Annotated in this window: 18 protein-coding genes and 1 tRNA gene; 7 read left to right on the top strand and 12 right to left on the bottom strand. The window is 62.3% G+C overall.

The features are described 5' to 3' along the window. The first annotated feature begins 32 nt into the window (after positions 1 to 32). The 3 genes from dapD to HK22_RS07755 are packed head-to-tail and all read left to right on the top strand — an operon-like array spanning position 33 to position 2634. Positions 33 to 863 (top strand): 2,3,4,5-tetrahydropyridine-2,6-dicarboxylate N-succinyltransferase, encoded by an 831-nt coding sequence (gene dapD / locus HK22_RS07765; protein ID WP_062033875.1) that lies wholly within the window; start codon positions 33 to 35, stop codon positions 861 to 863. A gap of 5 nt (positions 864 to 868) precedes the next feature. Continuing rightward, on the top strand, positions 869 to 2014 hold the full coding sequence (gene dapE / locus HK22_RS07760; RefSeq protein ID WP_086648874.1) for a succinyl-diaminopimelate desuccinylase: 1146 nt from the start codon (positions 869 to 871) through the stop codon (positions 2012 to 2014). Positions 2015 to 2052: 38 nt separating this feature from the next. Then, positions 2053 to 2634 (top strand): hypothetical protein, encoded by a 582-nt coding sequence (locus HK22_RS07755; protein ID WP_086648873.1) that lies wholly within the window; start codon positions 2053 to 2055, stop codon positions 2632 to 2634. Here the strand turns inward: HK22_RS07755 and truA are convergent. The 3 genes from truA to def are packed head-to-tail and all read right to left on the bottom strand — an operon-like array spanning position 2631 to position 4902. Beyond that, positions 2631 to 3434, bottom strand: a complete 804-nt coding sequence (gene truA, locus HK22_RS07750; RefSeq protein WP_086648872.1) for a tRNA pseudouridine(38-40) synthase TruA — start codon at positions 3432 to 3434, stop codon at positions 2631 to 2633. The two genes, HK22_RS07755 and truA, sit on opposite strands and share 4 nt — an antisense overlap. Continuing rightward, the gene (gene fmt, locus HK22_RS07745; protein ID WP_086648871.1) at positions 3427 to 4341 is read right to left on the bottom strand and encodes a methionyl-tRNA formyltransferase; all 915 of its coding nucleotides are present in this window, start codon (positions 4339 to 4341) and stop codon (positions 3427 to 3429) included. The genes truA and fmt overlap by 8 nt, the downstream gene beginning before the upstream one ends. Positions 4342 to 4347: 6 nt before the next feature. Next, positions 4348 to 4902: a peptide deformylase gene (def, locus tag HK22_RS07740; protein ID WP_062110829.1), complete on the bottom strand. Its 555-nt coding sequence runs from the start codon at positions 4900 to 4902 to the stop codon at positions 4348 to 4350. Positions 4903 to 5089: 187 nt separating this feature from the next. Between def and HK22_RS07735 the strand changes: the two genes are divergently transcribed. The 3 genes from HK22_RS07735 (at position 5090) to HK22_RS07725 (ending at position 6339) form a co-directional block, all read left to right on the top strand. Then, positions 5090 to 5602 (top strand): Hsp20 family protein, encoded by a 513-nt coding sequence (locus HK22_RS07735; protein WP_077802432.1) that lies wholly within the window; start codon positions 5090 to 5092, stop codon positions 5600 to 5602. 83 nt (positions 5603 to 5685) lie between these two features. Continuing rightward, entirely contained in the window at positions 5686 to 5937 is a 252-nt protein-coding gene (locus HK22_RS07730) for a DUF1150 family protein (protein WP_077802433.1), read from the top strand. 39 nt (positions 5938 to 5976) lie between these two features. Further along, positions 5977 to 6339 (top strand): RidA family protein, encoded by a 363-nt coding sequence (locus tag HK22_RS07725; protein ID WP_062033461.1) that lies wholly within the window; start codon positions 5977 to 5979, stop codon positions 6337 to 6339. Positions 6340 to 6414: 75 nt separating this feature from the next. Here HK22_RS07725 and HK22_RS07720 read toward each other — a convergent pair whose 3' ends face one another. The 9 genes from HK22_RS07720 to HK22_RS07680 all read right to left on the bottom strand — a co-directional run bounded on the left by HK22_RS07720 (position 6415) and on the right by HK22_RS07680 (position 14210). Further along, on the bottom strand, positions 6415 to 7221 hold the full coding sequence (locus HK22_RS07720; RefSeq protein WP_086648870.1) for an aminotransferase class IV: 807 nt from the start codon (positions 7219 to 7221) through the stop codon (positions 6415 to 6417). Further along, a complete protein-coding gene (locus HK22_RS07715) occupies positions 7218 to 8549 on the bottom strand; it encodes an anthranilate synthase component I family protein (RefSeq protein WP_086648869.1) in 1332 nt (443 codons plus the stop codon). Before HK22_RS07715 ends, HK22_RS07720 begins: the two co-directional genes overlap by 4 nt. A gap of 49 nt (positions 8550 to 8598) precedes the next feature. Further along, positions 8599 to 9915 (bottom strand): RNA polymerase factor sigma-54, encoded by a 1317-nt coding sequence (rpoN, locus tag HK22_RS07710; protein WP_086648868.1) that lies wholly within the window; start codon positions 9913 to 9915, stop codon positions 8599 to 8601. A gap of 9 nt (positions 9916 to 9924) precedes the next feature. After that, complete coding sequence (gene lptB, locus HK22_RS07705; RefSeq protein WP_086648867.1) at positions 9925 to 10680, bottom strand: LPS export ABC transporter ATP-binding protein; 756 nt, start codon at positions 10678 to 10680, stop codon at positions 9925 to 9927. Continuing rightward, positions 10677 to 11630, bottom strand: a complete 954-nt coding sequence (locus tag HK22_RS07700) for an LptA/OstA family protein (RefSeq protein ID WP_062110568.1) — start codon at positions 11628 to 11630, stop codon at positions 10677 to 10679. The genes lptB and HK22_RS07700 overlap by 4 nt, the downstream gene beginning before the upstream one ends. Beyond that, positions 11627 to 12403, bottom strand: coding sequence for an LPS export ABC transporter periplasmic protein LptC (lptC, locus tag HK22_RS07695; protein ID WP_077802439.1), 777 nt, complete (start codon positions 12401 to 12403; stop codon positions 11627 to 11629). The genes HK22_RS07700 and lptC overlap by 4 nt, the downstream gene beginning before the upstream one ends. Beyond that, positions 12400 to 13398 carry an SIS domain-containing protein gene (locus tag HK22_RS07690; protein ID WP_062110564.1) on the bottom strand — a complete coding sequence of 333 codons (999 nt, stop codon included), beginning with the start codon at positions 13396 to 13398 and terminating at the stop codon, positions 12400 to 12402. The genes lptC and HK22_RS07690 overlap by 4 nt, the downstream gene beginning before the upstream one ends. A gap of 18 nt (positions 13399 to 13416) precedes the next feature. Further along, positions 13417 to 14061 (bottom strand): ribonuclease D, encoded by a 645-nt coding sequence (locus HK22_RS07685; RefSeq protein WP_077802440.1) that lies wholly within the window; start codon positions 14059 to 14061, stop codon positions 13417 to 13419. A 62-nt stretch (positions 14062 to 14123) separates the two neighbouring features. Then, positions 14124 to 14210 (bottom strand) — tRNA-Leu (locus HK22_RS07680). A gap of 109 nt (positions 14211 to 14319) precedes the next feature. Between HK22_RS07680 and HK22_RS07675 the strand changes: the two genes are divergently transcribed. Further along, the gene (locus HK22_RS07675) at positions 14320 to 15318 is read left to right on the top strand and encodes a complex I NDUFA9 subunit family protein (protein WP_086648866.1); all 999 of its coding nucleotides are present in this window, start codon (positions 14320 to 14322) and stop codon (positions 15316 to 15318) included. Positions 15319 to 15378 lie beyond the last annotated feature (60 nt).

Raw genomic sequence — 15378 nt, 5'->3', positions numbered from 1 at the left:
CGGATTTCTGCTTTTCTGACCGGACCGACCTGATGCCGAATGCACCTCTTCGTACTGCCATCGAAGCCCTGTGGGAGCGTCGTACGACTCTCAGCGCCCGTACGGAAGGCGAAGACCGCGACATCGTGGAAAAAGCCCTGTCCGCGCTTGATGCCGGTACCCTGCGCGTCGCCGAGCCCTCCGAAAACGGCTGGATCGTTCACGAATGGCTGAAGAAGGCCGTCCTGCTCTCGTTCCGTCTGAACGACAGCCGTGTCATGGAACGCGGCTGCGGCGGTGAACCGGCTTTCGACAAAGTTCCACTGAAGTTTGATGGCTGGGACCAGTTCCGTTTCGCCGAAGCCGGTTTCCGTGCCGTGCCGGGGGCGATCGTGCGCCGTTCCGCGTTCATCGCGCCGAATGTGGTGCTGATGCCGAGCTTCGTGAACGTCGGCGCACGCGTCGACAGCGGCACGATGATCGATACCTGGGCAACCGTCGGTTCCTGTGCCCAGATCGGCAAGAACTGCCACATCAGCGGTGGTGCGGGGATCGGTGGCGTTCTGGAGCCGCTGCAGGCTGCGCCGGTCATCATCGAGGACGACTGCTTCATCGGTGCGCGTTCGGAAGTGGCCGAAGGCGTCGTGGTCGAGAAGGGCTCCGTCCTGTCGATGGGCGTGTTCCTCGGCGCGTCCACCAAGATCGTGGACCGTGCAACGGGCGAAATCTTCATGGGCCGCGTCCCGGCCTATTCCGTCGTCATTCCGGGTACGCTGCCGCCGAAAGAGCCGGGCATGCCGTCGCTGGCCTGTGCGGTGATCGTCAAGCGCGTGGATGAGCGGACCCGCTCCAAGACCTCCATCAACGACCTCCTGCGCGACTGAGTGTCGTGAGCGGATCACACCTGCCGACAGATCCCGTGGCACTGGCACGGGATCTGCTGCGTTGTCCGTCCGTGACCCCGGCCGACGGGGGCGCGCAGATGCTTCTGGCAGGTGTGCTGGAGGGGATGGGTTTTGAGACAGTCCATCTTCCTTTCGGCCCCGCGGAGGCCCCGACGCCCAATCTATATGCCCGGCTGGGTACGGGGCGCCCCACGCTCTGTTTTGCGGGCCATACGGATGTCGTGCCGCCCGGCGAAGGCTGGGCGCATGATCCGTTTGCCGCCGTGGTTCAGGACGGGCGGCTTTATGGACGCGGCATTGCGGACATGAAAGGCGGCGTGGCCTGTTTCGTGGCCGCTGTAGCCCGGCGTCTGGAGCAGGGGCCATTGAAGGGTTCCGTTTCCCTACTAATTACGGGAGACGAGGAAGGCCCCGCGCATTTCGGGACGAAACCGGTCATCGAATGGCTGGCGGAACGGGAGGAGCTTCCGGATTTCTGCCTGCTGGGTGAGCCCACGAATCCCGAGGCTCTGGGCGATGTCATCAAGATCGGCCGACGCGGCAGTATGAATGCCGTCGTGACTGTTCAGGGTATGCAGGGGCATGTGGCGTATCCGCATCTGGCGGATAATCCGGTTCACCGTCTTCTGGCAGCGTTTTCCGAACTGACGGCGCGGGAGCTGGATGCGGGTAGCGAGTGGTTTGATTCGTCTTCGCTTCAGGTTACCAGTATCGACGTGGGCAATTCCGCGACCAATATCATTCCGGCGCAGGCCGTCGGGCGGCTGAATATCCGCTTCAATGACCTTCACACCGGATCCGCTCTAACGGCGTGGATCGAGGATGTGGTCCTGCATCATGCGCCTTCAGCGGACGTGCAGGTGTCCATCAGTGGCGAGGCTTTTCTAACGCAACCCGGAGAGGCGGTCACGTGCCTCTCGGACGCCGTGCAGCAGGTGACGGGCCGGACACCTCGGCTTGATACTGGCGGCGGCACGTCCGATGCACGTTTCATTTCGCGCTATTGCGCGGTTGCGGAATTCGGCCTTGTCGGCGCAACCATGCACAAGCGGGACGAGAATGTTGAGCTTGGGACGCTGGAGGATCTGACTCGGATCTATCTGGCGTTCATGGAAGGATACGGGCTGTGAATTCCGGACGGCCGGGCCCGTTTCCACCCTCTGGAACCATGGCCATTCCGCTGGGCGTGTGGCTTCTGGGGCGCGGGCGGTCCGAAGGGATCAACTGTTTCGCGCCCGGAGCAGGGGCGCTGTTCGCGGCTCTGGCACCCACGATCGCGCTGGCGCTCATCGGTGTGTGGATGGCGTTCATGCTGCCGCCCGCGGAAAGGATCATGGGGCTTGTGCGGGCTGTGGTGCCGCTGGTCTGCACACTGTTGCAACTTGTGGTGTCGGAGCTTTATGCGGCTTTCCTGAGCCGTAAGGGGCTGTGGGCGCGTTATGCTACGGCGTCCTTGTGGTGTGGGTGGTTGCCGCTCGTGCTGCTGATTATGGCGCAGGGTGTGCTGCATCTCGTGATGCCGGGGGCTGCTGCCTCCGGTCAAGCGCTGGCAGGTCTCGCTTTTGGCGCACAGCTCTATACGCTGTGGCTGACCTGGTATGTGACTAAAGTCGGGCTTGTGACGACGGGGTGGCAGGCTTTCGTCATGACGCTTCTGCAAACGCTGCCGGTAGCAGCGCTGCTCTGGGTGCTGTGGCTTCTGCCGCCGCATTACAATGCGATGGTGGACCTGCTTGGGGTGTCGTTTTAGGTTTTGCGGAACGGATTGTCGGGATAGCCGACATCCATCAGGCAAAGCCCTTCGGGCGGGGCCGTCTGTCCCGCGGCGCAGCGGTCTCTCGCCTCCAGAATCTCGACAGTTTTCTCGACAGGCCACAGGCCTGCGCCAATCATCATCAGGGTCCCAGCCATGTTGCGGACCTGATGATGGAGGAAGGAGCGTGCCTTCGTGTCGATCATGACCAGTTCGCCATCGCGGCGGATGTTCAGAACGTCCAGCGTGCGGACGGGGCTTCTGGCCTGACAGGCGACCGCGCGGAATGACGTGAAATCATGAGGGCCGAGAAGATGGTTCGCGGCCTGCTGCATGCGATCCACGTCCAGCGGGCGCTTGATGTGCCAGACGCGGTTTTCCATCAGACCCGGGCGGGCAGGGCGGTTGAGAATCGTGTAGCGATAGCTGCGCCATGTGGCGGAGAAGCGTGCATTCCATTCCGGCCCGACTTTCGCGGCTTCCAGTACAACGACGCGGTGGGGCTTGAGATGATATCCCATGCCATCGCGGATCTGGCGGGCGTCGATCGGGGCGTCATCCGGGAAATCGAGATGGATGACCATGCCTGCGGCATGAACGCCTGCATCCGTACGCCCGGCGGTGATGCTGGGGACGGGACGGTTGCGCACGAGCTTCGCGGCGGCGGCTTCAATCAGGCTCTGAATCGAGATGCCGTCATTCTGCTTCTGCCAGCCGAGATAGCCGGTGCCGTCATATTCGATGCGCAGGGCCCAGCGGTTCAGAGCGGAGGGCTCTGCGGCCTGCGTTTCAGACAAGGCGCGTCCCTTTCGGGAGAGGCTGGCCGCGCAGGAAGTCGGCAGCGGACATCATGCTGCGTCCCGGCTTTTGGATGCGGTCGATGCGAATTGCGCCGGTGCCGCAGGCGATCGTCAGAGCGTCGTCGAGTGTGGCGCCGGGGGAGGAACCGTGGGTTGCGTCCGGCAACGGGATGGCTGTGCCGATTTTCAGCACGACACCATCAAGCGTCGTAAACGCGCCGGGCCAGGGGGTGAGGCCACGGATCTGGCGGTCGATCTCGGAGGCCGATCTTGTCCAGTCGATACGGCCATCATCGCGGGTCAGGCGCTCGGCATACGTGACGCCGTCTGCGGGCTGCGGCGCGGGTGTCAGCTGTTCGACGAGGGCACGCACGACCAGACGGCCGCCGATTTCGGACAAACGGTCGTGCAGCGTGCTGGCGGTATCGGTCGCGCTGATGGGCGTGGCTTCCTCCAGCAGCACCGCACCGGTGTCGAGGCCTTCATCCATCTGCATGATGGAGACGCCGCTCTGGCTGTCTCCGGCAAGGATCGCAGACTGAATGGGCGAGGCACCCCGCCAGCGCGGCAGGAGGCTCGCATGGATGTTCAGACACCCCAGACGCGGGGCGTCCAGCATCTCTTTGGGCAGGATGAGGCCATAGGCGGCGACCACGGCGGCGTCGGCATTCAGGGCGGCGAAAGCAGCGTGCTCCGCCGCGTCCCGGCGAACACGCGCGGGTGTCCGTACCTCGATCCCGGCCGCTTCGGCCGCTTCATGAACCGGCGAACGACGCAGCGCTTTGCCACGTCCTGCCGGTCGCGGCGGCTGCGTGTAGACCGCAACCACCTCGTGACCGGCGTCGAGCAGAGCGTGCAACGCCGGGACCGAAAAGTCCGGCGTTCCCATGAAAATCAGCCGCATCGGGGATCAGCGCCTTCCGAGCTTCTGCTCTTTGGCAAGGCGGCGCATGATCATGTTGCGCTTGAGCGTCGAGAGATGATCGACGAACAGGATGCCGTCGAGATGGTCCATCTCATGCTGGATGCAGGTGGCGAGCAGGCCCGATGCATCACGCTCGATCGTTTCTCCCGCAAGGTTGCGGTACCGGACACGGATCGATTCGGGGCGGACAACTTCGGCATACTGGTTCGGCAGCGAAAGGCAGCCTTCCTCGCGGGCAGCCATCTGCTCTGAATCCGTAACGATTTCCGGATTGATCAGCAGCATGGGCTCACGAGGCGCATCTTCCTCGGCCACATCCACCAGAGCAAAGCGCATGCCAAGACCGACCTGTGGCGCGGCGAGGCCGATGCCGGGGGCCTTGTACATGGCGGAAAACATGCCCGGAAGCTGGTCGCGGATGAAGGCGATGTCTTCAGGGCGCACGTCGCGGGTGACCTCCCGCAGCACGGGCTGGGGGGCGATCAGGATCGGGGTGGGCGGCACATCGTCGATGCCGGACAGGAAATCGAATTCGCTCATGCCCTGCGATGTAGCGAGCGCAGGCTTCAAATGCCAGTGCAACATGCCATCAACGTCGGTTTTGCAGATGCTCCGGTGAGAGCAGAGCTTGCATCTGCGGGGGTGGACACCATATCGTAGGGTCAGCCGGTCGCCGCATAATGGGGCCGGTCCTGTCTGTCTCGCTCATGGAGGAGGCTCTCGCCCTATGTCCGGTCGCCTGTTTACGTCCCCGATGTTCCTCGGTTTCGATCACCTCGAGCAGATGCTTGAGCGTGCTGCAAAATCGACGTCCGACGGGTATCCCCCCTACAACATTGAACAGCTCAGCTCTACGGCCCTGCGGATTACGCTGGCTGTTGCGGGCTTTGTCATGGACGATCTGCAGATTACGCAGGAAGACAACCAGCTTGTGATTCGCGGCCGTCAGACGGATGACAGCCAGGGACGCATTTTCCTGCATCGCGGTATTGCGGCGCGGCAGTTTCACAAGGCGTTCGTGCTGGCGGAAGGCATCGAAATCGGCGGAGCATGGCTTGATAACGGCCTGCTGCATATCGATCTGTTGCGTCCGGAGCCGGAAGTGCGGGTCAAGCGGATTGCGATTTCGCAGGGGCGGCGCAGCCCGGCACCAGCGCCGACGGTTCATCACGAAGTGGTGCCGCCCGTCGTGAAAACCCGGCGCACGACGCGTCCTGCGCGCGATATCGACGACGAATAAGGCCGGTCGCGCGGTCGCATTTTTTACAGACTGAACTCAAGATCGGTCGGCAGACGCCGCCGCGGCTTCAGAAGGAACCTGAATTGAACAATCCCTTCGAAAACGGTGATCGTTCGGACGACAAACTCCCTGCGGATCTGCGCCGCATCACGGGACCGCAGCTCCTGACACTGGGGATGTCCCGTCTCGCCTATGTCAGATCCGTCATGCATGACGGTGAAATGCTCGTGGCCATTCATGCCGCCGACGGTACACCCATGGCGGTTGCCGAAGATGAGGAAAGCGCACTCGACGCCATCCTCGAACATGAAATGATCCCGACCCTGCTTCAGTAACCTCCCGCCTCAGTAACCGACGTCAGAAAGTCCACGCCCGTGAGCAAAAACGCCGATATTTCCCGTCACCTCGAAGAGCAGCGCCTTGCGGGCGTCGTCGTCCATAACGGGCTGGCCTATCTGGCCGGTCAGGTCGCGGACGACGCTACCCTCGACACGGAAGGGCAGACAGTCGACATCCTGCGCCAGATCGACGCGCTTCTGGCCTCGCTGGGAACGGATAAGAGCCGGATCCTGTCGGTGCAGATTTTCCTGACGGATATCGCGGAAATCGGGGCGATGAACCGGGCTTGGGATGCATGGCTGGACACGGACAGCAAACCGGCCCGCGCCACGGTTGAAGCCAAGCTGGCCGTTCCGGAATGGCGCGTGGAAATGACGGCGATTGCTGCGCTGAAATAAGAGCCTGCTGCTGAACGCTGAAAAGCCGTCTTTCCATCGGGAAAGCGGCTTTTTTTTGTGGCGGCAAGGGCCGGTTCAGACAGAGAACAGAAACTCTCTCAGCCGCCTGTCCCGTTCGGGGTGCAGGGGCAGCTCATAATTGTCGATGCCCGATACGGCGGTCAGCGATAATGCATTAACCAGCCACACGCCTGTCACCGTTTTGAGGTCCTGCGGCAAAAGACGGCCTTCGGTACAGAAGCTCCCTTCCAGCAGTCGGGCGCGGGACGTTCCCGGCAACGCGCCGTCATGGATGGGAGGCGTCTGCAGACGCTCTTCCTGCAGGAACAGGACGTTTGCAGCGCTGGCCTCGGCAACAGCCCCCGTCATTCCCAGAAGAAGCGCATCATCCAGGCCGGCTGCGACGGCTTCCATGCGGCTCATGATGGATGGCAGACAGGCAAGCGATTTCACGCGCGCCAGAGGAGAGCCCCCATCGCGCCGGTAGCGGCCAAGCCCCAGCCTGACGGGGGCAGGCACGGCCAGCGCGGAAGCAGTTGCCTGAATCAGGACTGTGGGTTGCGGCGTAACAGGCGGTACCAAACCGCGTGGCCCGGTGCCGCGCGTGACCGTCAGGCGCAGCGATCCGTCTGACAGCCCCGTGGCATGCAGCAGATCGGAAACGGCCTGTGTCAGCAGCGTCGTGTCCGGCGTGGGCAGACGGAGGATCGTGCATCCTTCCTCCAGCCGTGCCAGATGCCGTGCCAGATGTGGCGCCTGTCCGTTGGCGACGCGGATTGTTTCAAACAGCCCATCAGAGAGCAGAAATCCCCGGTCGTTCGGAGCGATATGCGCGTCTGTCGCGTCCAGGAGACGGCCATTGAGCCAGACAGGAGTACTCATGCCTCAAACGCCTTCAGGATCGGGGAGACTTTCAGAAGCATTTCCTCATATTCCCGCATCGGATCGGACAGTACGGTAATCCCGCCTCCCGCACCGACGGAAAGGGTGTCGCCCGATCGCGCCATGCTGCGGATGATGACGGAACTGTCCATGGCTCCATCCTCGCCGATACGGAACAGGCTGCCGCAATAGGCCCCACGGGCAGAGGCTTCCAGAAGGTCGATGATCTCCATGGCGCGTTTTTTTGGTGCCCCTGTGACGGAACCCGGCGGAAGTGTGGCCTGAAGCAGATCAATGGCGTCCAGTTCGGGACGGAGTTGCGCCTGAACGACCGAGACCAGATGCAGGACGTGGGGAAACTGCTCAACCTTCGACAGCTGGGGAACGCGAACAGAGCCGATCTGTGAGACACGACCGATGTCGTTTCGCATCAGATCCGTAATCATCAGGTTTTCGGCGCGTTCTTTTTCGTCCGCAGCCAGTGTCCGGCTGTTCCGGGCTGTTTCTTCGGGCGTGTATCCAAGGGAAATGGTGCCCTTGATGGGGCGCGTCTCGATCAGCCCGCCCCGCGAAAGCGAAATGAAACGTTCCACGGAGGTGCTGAGCAGCGAAAAATCCGGCGTCTTCAGATAGGCCCCGAACGGAGCCGGGGAGGTCTGGCGCAGTGTTTGATAGGCAGCCAGCTCATCGAAACCGTCAGCACACTCCGCAACCCAGCGCATCGTCAGATTGGCCTGAAAAATATCCCCGGCCCGGATGAAGGCGATGATGCTGCGAACCGCATCCATCCAGATGTCCCGCGGCTGTTCAGGCCGAAAACGCAGGGAGGGGGTGGGGCGGATCGTCGGCGAGGTTAATTCGGGTGCGGGATGTCCCCTCCGGCTGATCCACCAACAGCGTTTTTCATGCCGGTCGAACGCCAGCACATCTTCAAAAGAGGCCGCCACCAGTCTGGGCGCAGAAGAAACATGGCGGGATGGAACTTTTTCAAGCGCCATGCCCGCTTCATAGCTCATCATACCGACCGCCCCGCCGGTGAAGGGGATGATATCCTCTGCTTCGGGGCAACGGGTCGAGGCGGCGGCCATATCGCGCAGATGCGTCCAGACATCACCCTGTATGGATATGCCATTCCTGCGAAGGCTCCCCCCTTGCCAGTCGAGAGTTTCGGCAGGAGACAGGCACAGAAAAGACCAGCGGGCGCGTTCGTCCGTGTCCGGGCCTCCGCTATCGAGAAACGCGGCCCAGGGGGCGGAGTCCATTGCGGAAAGCGCCTGTTCGGGAGGTCTCCAGGGAATTTCAGTGAGAGGCAGCGGGACGCTAGACATTCAGGCTCCGTAAGGGAAATTCTGTCAGCCTGTCAAAGCCCCGGAGTCTTCAGGCCGTACGGCGCAGCCGCTTGCGCTGGCTGGATTTCGCAATGCCCAGCCCCTCGCGATATTTCGCAACCGTGCGGCGCTGGATGGAGAAGCCTTCCTTTTGCAAAAGGACCGTCAGGGCATCGTCGGACAGGACGTTGTCTCCTTCGGCCGAGACGAGCGCCTGTAGACGATGCTGGATCGCGTGAGCGCTCTGGGACGTGCCGTCTTCGGACGTCAGGGCTGTGGAGAAAAACAGCCTGAGCGGGACGGTGCCCTGTGGCGTGTCGATATATTTGCTGCTGACGATGCGGCTGATGGTGCTTTCGTGCAACTCCGTGCGCTCGGCGATGTCGCGCATGGTCAGCGGGCGCAGGGCGGCGGGACCATCGCGCAGGAAATCGGCCTGATGCTGCACAATCGCGCGGCCAACCGCGAGCAGGGACTGTTTGCGGCTGTCCAGCGCGCGGATCAGGGCCGTGGCCTCTGCCGCACAGGCAAGAAGCGTCTTGCCGGAATCCGTGCGTCCATCAAGCTGCGCGCGCATCGTGTCATCAAGCCGGAGTTTCGGCAGCAGGCGCGTGTTGAGGGTCAGACGGAAGCCGGCGCCGTTGAAGCGAACGATCAGATCGGGTTCGCTGGGGGGCTCAGGCGGTGGCAGGGTCAGGCCGGGGCGCGGATCGAGCGCCTGGATTTCGGCGAGCATCTCCAGCAGGTCGTCCTGCTCAAGAGCGCATTTTTCGCGCAGCCTGCGCCAGTCGCGCCGGGCGAGAAGGTCCAGATTGTCGAGGAGGGTCTGCATCGCGGGATCAAGGCGGTTGCGGACGCGGAGTTGCGCCGCCAGACATTCTTCAAGCGATCGGGCGAAAAGCCCGACAGGTTCAAGATGCATGAGACTCTGGCGGATCGCTTCGAGCCTTGCGAGCTCCATGCGAAGGTCGCCTGCAAGATCCGCTACTGAAACGGGAAGGCGGCCACTTTCGTCCAGACTGTCCAGAAGATGCAGTGCCGCGTTCTGTTCGTCGGGAGAAAAAGACAGGCGGATCTGGAGGATCAGATCATCCCGGGCGGACGGAGGTGGTGCCGCTGCTTCCGGGCATTCAGAGGCACTGGTGAAGCGGTCCGGGTCGTCGTCGTGAAACTCTTCCGGAGCGGGGGCGGGATCGACCGCAGTCTCGCCGGGCTCCAGGACGAGGAGCGGATTGGCTTCGCAGATCTGCCGCAGGTGCTGGGCGAGGTCGATCTGCGTGTATTGCAGCAGTGCAATCGCCTGACGCAGCTGGGGCGTCATGACGAGAGACTGCGACTGACGCTGGATCAGGCCCGGGACAAGCATCCCGGCATGTTACAGCGAGAAATTCTCTCCGAGATAGACCCGGCGGACATCTTCGTTCGCAACAATGGCTTCGGGCGTGCCTTCCATCAGCACCTGCCCACCGTGCATGATGTAGGCGCGGTCGATGACTTCGAGCGTTTCGCGGACGTTATGGTCCGTAATCAGCACGCCGATGCCACGATCCTTCAGATGCGAGACGAGATCGCGGATTTCACCTACGGCGATCGGATCAATACCGGCGAGCGGTTCGTCGAGCAGGATGTAGTTCGGCTGACTGGCCAGCGCACGGGCGATTTCCAGACGGCGGCGCTCACCACCGGAAAGGGCGAGCGAAGGCGAGCGGCGTAGATGGGTGATGCCGAATTCGGCCAGAAGGCCGTTGAGCATCAGGTCGCGCTTTTCCGAGTCGGGTTCGACGACCTCAAGGGCGGCCATGATGTTCTGCTCGACATTCAAGCCGCGGAAAATGCTGGCTTCCTGTGGCAGGTAGCCGACACCGAGACGGGCGCGGCGATACATCGGAAGCTGTGTGATGTCCGCACCGTCCAGCGTGATGGTGCCTGTGTCAGGCTGCACGAGACCGACGATCATGTAGAAGCTGGTCGTCTTGCCCGCGCCGTTCGGGCCGAGGAGGCCGACTGCCTCGCCGCGCTGCACCTGAAGCGAGACATTTTTGACGACGGCACGCTTCTTGTAGGACTTGCCGATGCCGCTTGCGACCAGACCGGTTGCGGGCGGCTGAGAGGGGATATGGCTGTCTGTCACTTGGGTGCCTGGCTGCTGTTGGCCTCGTTTGGCACGACGAGCCCCTGAATGGGGGAATCCGTGCCCGGCAGCATGGTTGCGATGCCGGTCTTCATGTTCACGATGGCCTGCGAGCCATTGTTCTGGTTCTGCCCCTGCGTGACATGCACATGGCCGATCAGGCGGGCAATCTGGGTATCGAAAACATAGACGCCACGATCGCCCGTGGCGGTCTGGGTCGGGGTGCGCAGAACGACATGCCCCCAGCCATAGGCCCGGTCGAGCTTCGAGGAACCGCCGCCCATTGGATTGGATGAATCTGCGGCTGCCTGTGCCGGCTTTGCAGACGGAGATGGCGCATCGCTGGGTTTGCTGAACGAGACCAGCACGTCCGCCTTGACCTGTTTGCCATCATTGGTCGTGACAGTCGCATCGCCCCGGCCAACCGACATGCGCGTTTTGGCGTGATATTCCATGACGTCGCGGGCCGTCAGAACGTCCTGCGGCGTGGTCAGTTTCAGATGCTTGCCAGTCATGACCATGACGCCCTGATCCATGTCGTACAGCGCGTGATCGCCCCAGCCCTGATCGGTCTGGTTATAGATATGGACGTTGCCGCGCGCTTCGATCCGGTACAGCTCGAGGGAGCCACCCATCGGATCGCCGCTGCTCGCGCTTTTGCCATCGGCCGGTGTTGGCGCAGGAGCGGGCTGTCCGGGAGCGGGCGCTTTTTTGCGCAGATATCCGATCAGCGTATCCGCATCGACTGTCGTATCCCCGCGTACGGCCCGCGCCCCGCCCGTAAGGGTCACGGTCTGGGCATTGCGATCGTAGACCTCTTCCTTTTTCCAGAAGAGCTGCACCGCTTCGCCGTGGGACATGTCCAGTCCGTCCGCGTGGGCAGGAGCGGAGGGGAAGGCCAGAGGAAGGGCGATCAGGAGGGGAAGGAAGGCTGCGGAACGGCGGGTCATTTCTCTGTCTTCAGTCCTTGCAGGTGCAGGCGGGCCGCCGCACTCGGAGGGCCGTTGTCATCGTTGCGGACCGTCAGTCCCGGCCCCGTAAACTGCATGATACCCGCATGCTGGTCCAGAAAATAGCCTTGGGCGTCCTGCGTGCCGAAGGGGCCTTCCGCATGGACCCAGTCCCGCGAAGCGATGACGTCGGCCTTGAGGTCCAGATCTGCGGAGGGGCCGTTCAGGAGAAAGCCGTCATCGCGGTAGAGCACAACGTTATCGTCGAGATCGAGGGTCTGTTCGTGCTGCATGTAGACGCCGCGATCAGCCTTGATATGCGCCCAGGAATTACCGGAGAGCTGGATGTCGGCGACGGGATCGACAAGGTCCACGCGATCCGGGCCCTGCTGGTGGGTGGTGCGGGCCGTGATCATGTACAGATGATCGTGGGCATCGAGACCGCGATAGGTAGCCTGTTCCATGTTGCCGCTTTCCACGCGCAGGCGGGCCATTTCCTTCAGGGCGGCGCGGTTTTGGTTCATGAGATGGGAAATCTCGGGCCAGGCCGCGATGGAGCTGAGGAGGACGAGGGCCAGCCCTGGCAGTGCCCATTTGGCGAAACCCAGAAGCGAGCGGCGTCGGGCGAGTTCCTGAGCATTGGGAGCCTGACGGATCCGCTGGAAAGCAGCGCGGCGCAGGTTGTCGAGGCGGGCAAGGCTTTCGGTCCGGTTGGGGTCGAAATCTTCCCGGCGAATGCGGTGTTCGCCATTATCTGGCGTAGGGCCGCTCATGACAGACCGCTCCGCAGGAGGTCGTGGATATGAACGATTCCCGCAGGGCGGTGTTCCGCGTCCACGATGAAGAGGCTCGTAATCGGGCGTTCGCGCTGGTTCATGAGGTGCAGCACGTCCTGCGCCAGCGTGTCGGCGCGCGCGGTGACGGGAGCGGGATTCATGACGTCAGCCGCCGTGGTCGCGTCGAGGTCGCCGGAGAGGGCGCGGCGGAGATCGGCGTCCGTGATGAGACCCTGAAGTTTACCATTGTCATCAATGATACCCATGCACCCGAATGATTTGCGTGTCATCTCGAGAATGACGGAGCGGAGCGGGAGACTGCCCTGCCCGAGCGGCAGGGATTCACCGGTATGCATGAGGTCGCTGATGGGGCGCAGACGGGCGCCGAGAAGCCCTCCGGGGTGGAAAGCGCCGAAGTCGCGGGCGGTGAAGCCGCGTTTTTCGAGCAGTGCCAGTGCCAGGGCATCACCTAGGGCGAGTTGAAGCAGGGTGCTTGTCGTCGGTGCCAGACCCATCGGGCAGGCTTCGGTGCTTGTGGGCAGAACCAGCGGGATCTGTGCGGCGCGGGCAAGGGCTGAGGTGTCAACTGATGTTACGGCGATCACGCAGTGATTTTGGCGGGCGGCATAGGCCAGAATCGCGGTGAGTTCGGTGGTTTCACCAGAATTGGAGAAAGCGAGGATCAGGTCGCCGGGGGCGACCATGCCGAGATCCCCATGTGCGGCTTCGGCAGGGTGCAGAAACAGCGACGGTGTGCCCGTGGAGGCGAGGGTCGCCTGAATTTTGCGGGCGATATGGCCGGATTTACCGATTCCGGTCACGATCAGGCGAGCGCTGCTCTCTGCGATACAGTTGACGGCCTCGCAGAACGCGATCCCGAGAGGGCCGGAGAGGGCTTGTTCGAGCGCTTCCAGTCCTTTGCGTTCGATCGAGACGGTCTGAAGGGCCGATTCCAGAGCGGTGCGGGAAAAGCCGGGCGACGGGCGGTGCATGATCAGCCGGACCGGGATTCAGGCGCGATGCGAAAAAATGTCGGACTCGTCATAGCCCAGCAGGTCGAGGCGACAGCGGGCCGGGAGGAAATCGTAGCAGGACTGCGCGAGGTCGCGTCGGTTTTCACGGATCAGCATGGCTTCGAGCTTATCCCACAATGCGTGAAGATGCAGCACGTCCGATGCGGCGTAGCGGAGCTGATCGGGGGTAAGGGTCTCGGCACCCCAGTCCGAACTCTGCTGGTGTTTGGAAATTTCAACGCCGAGCAGGTCCCGGCACAGATAGGCCAGGCCGTGTCGGTCGGTGAAGGTATAGACCAGCCGGGCCGCGATCTTGGTGCAGATGACCGACGGGATCGTGATATTGAAGGCGTTCTGCAGGACTGCAACGTCAAAGCGTGCAAAATGCATCAGCTTGGTGACGGAATCGTCGGTCAGGAGCGCCTTGAGGTTCGGGCAGTCATAGCCGCGACCGCCCATGGAGACCGGTTTGATCTGCACGAGGTGCGCTTCGCCGTCGCCGGCTGAAAGCTGAACGAGGCAGAGACGGTCACGGTGGGGATTGAGACCCATGGTCTCGGTATCAATGGCAACGACAGGGCCAAGATCAAAGTCATCCGGCAGATCGCCGTCATGAAGATGGATGGCGTTCTGCGAACTCATTTGTCGTCACCAAATTTTTTTGATCACCAGAGGATCAAGGCAGTATGCTGCCTGATCGTCTGTGGTGCCCAGAAGAAGACTCGAACTTCCACGTCCTTTCGGACACAGGTACCTGAAACCTGCGCGTCTACCAATTCCGCCATCTGGGCTCAGAAAGCACCGGGTTTTTTCAGTTTCCTGAGGCATCCCGGCTCGGTGAAGAGGCGTTTACCCCTGCACGTGTGGGGCGTCAACAGCCAAACTGAAAGAAAAGCGAAAATGCGTAGAAATTTTTCCGTGGACGGAACCGGTGGCGGAGCTGGAAATGACGCTGGAACGGGCCACGGCCCAAAGGTTGTGGCGGTTTTAGGCGGCGGAGGGTTTGTCGGGCGCGAACTTGTTGGCCGGCTCGTGGCCCTGGGGCATGTCGTGCGTGTGGGAAGCCGGAATCCCGAAGGCGATCAGGCACTGGCGCGGTTTCCGGGTGACGGACGTGTGGAATTTATCAAGGCATCCGTGAATGACGCGGCTTCGCTGGAGCGTGTGTTCGCCAGCGCGGATGTGGGGATCAACCTGGTGTCGATCATGTCACCGGATGTGCGGGCGATGCATCGGGTCAATGTGGAGGGCGCGCGGCTGGCGGCGCTCATGGCGCGGCGTCAGGGAGTGGAGCAGTACCTGCACATGTCGGCCATTGGGGCGTCGCTGACGTCGCCGGGGAATTACGGGCGGAGCAAGGGGTTGGCTGAACGTGCGGTGCGGGAGGTGTTCCCGGAGGCGGCGTTGCTGCGACCTTCGGTGATTTTCGGGCCTCAGGACAGTTTCTTCAACATGTTCGCGCTGATTGCGAAGCTCTCGCCGGTTCTGCCGGTGTTTGCGCCCGAGATTCTGTTTCAACCGGTCTATGTGGGTGATGTGGCACGGGCGATCATCGCGCTTGTGGAGCCGGGGCATGAGGGTATGACGGTTGAGGCGGGTGGGCCGGATGTTCTGAGTATGAAGGAGTTGATGGCGTTCGTTCTGGAGGCGTCTGGGCGCCGTCGAATTCTGTTGCCGGTGCCGGGATGGGTAGCGAAGCTGGAGGCGGGCATTCTTGAGGCGTTGCCGGGGCATCTGCTGACGCGCGATCAGGTTGCGATGATGGGCGTGGACAATGTGGTGCAGCCGGGAATGGCTGATCTTCAGGCGCTGGGGATCAGGCCTGCGGCGATGCGGAGTATCGTTCCGGACTATCTAAGGGGGAGTGTTTGTGAGAGCTGGAGGCGGTTTCGGAAATGAAGGGTCCGTTTCGGTCCTAAAAATTTGTGTGAAAAATGGCTCATGGAGCGAATAGATGAG

This window comes from Gluconobacter sp. DsW_056 (genome assembly GCF_002153595.1).
GTDB lineage: Bacteria > Pseudomonadota > Alphaproteobacteria > Acetobacterales > Acetobacteraceae > Gluconobacter > Gluconobacter albidus.
The sequence above is the reverse complement of the archived record's forward strand: the minus strand, read 5'-3'. Positions and strand labels throughout refer to the sequence as shown.

Excerpts from the sequence above, each read along its gene's own strand:
- HK22_RS07675 (WP_086648866.1), top strand. The coding sequence starts at position 14,320 with ATGCGTAGAAATTTTTCCGTGGACGGAACCGGTGGCGGAGCTGGAAAT.
- def (WP_062110829.1), bottom strand. The coding sequence starts at position 4,902 with ATGAGCGAATTCGATTTCCTGTCCGGCATCGACGATGTGCCGCCCACC.
- HK22_RS07755 (WP_086648873.1), top strand. The coding sequence starts at position 2,053 with ATGGCCATTCCGCTGGGCGTGTGGCTTCTGGGGCGCGGGCGGTCCGAA.
- HK22_RS07715 (WP_086648869.1), bottom strand. The coding sequence starts at position 8,549 with ATGTCTAGCGTCCCGCTGCCTCTCACTGAAATTCCCTGGAGACCTCCC.
- fmt (WP_086648871.1), bottom strand. The coding sequence starts at position 4,341 with ATGCGGCTGATTTTCATGGGAACGCCGGACTTTTCGGTCCCGGCGTTG.
- HK22_RS07685 (WP_077802440.1), bottom strand. The coding sequence starts at position 14,061 with ATGAGTTCGCAGAACGCCATCCATCTTCATGACGGCGATCTGCCGGAT.
- HK22_RS07735 (WP_077802432.1), top strand. The coding sequence starts at position 5,090 with ATGTCCGGTCGCCTGTTTACGTCCCCGATGTTCCTCGGTTTCGATCAC.
- lptC (WP_077802439.1), bottom strand. The coding sequence starts at position 12,403 with ATGAGCGGCCCTACGCCAGATAATGGCGAACACCGCATTCGCCGGGAA.
- rpoN (WP_086648868.1), bottom strand. The coding sequence starts at position 9,915 with ATGCTTGTCCCGGGCCTGATCCAGCGTCAGTCGCAGTCTCTCGTCATG.
- HK22_RS07690 (WP_062110564.1), bottom strand. The coding sequence starts at position 13,398 with ATGCACCGCCCGTCGCCCGGCTTTTCCCGCACCGCTCTGGAATCGGCC.
- dapD (WP_062033875.1), top strand. The coding sequence starts at position 33 with ATGCCGAATGCACCTCTTCGTACTGCCATCGAAGCCCTGTGGGAGCGT.
- HK22_RS07720 (WP_086648870.1), bottom strand. The coding sequence starts at position 7,221 with ATGAGTACTCCTGTCTGGCTCAATGGCCGTCTCCTGGACGCGACAGAC.
- HK22_RS07700 (WP_062110568.1), bottom strand. The coding sequence starts at position 11,630 with ATGACCCGCCGTTCCGCAGCCTTCCTTCCCCTCCTGATCGCCCTTCCT.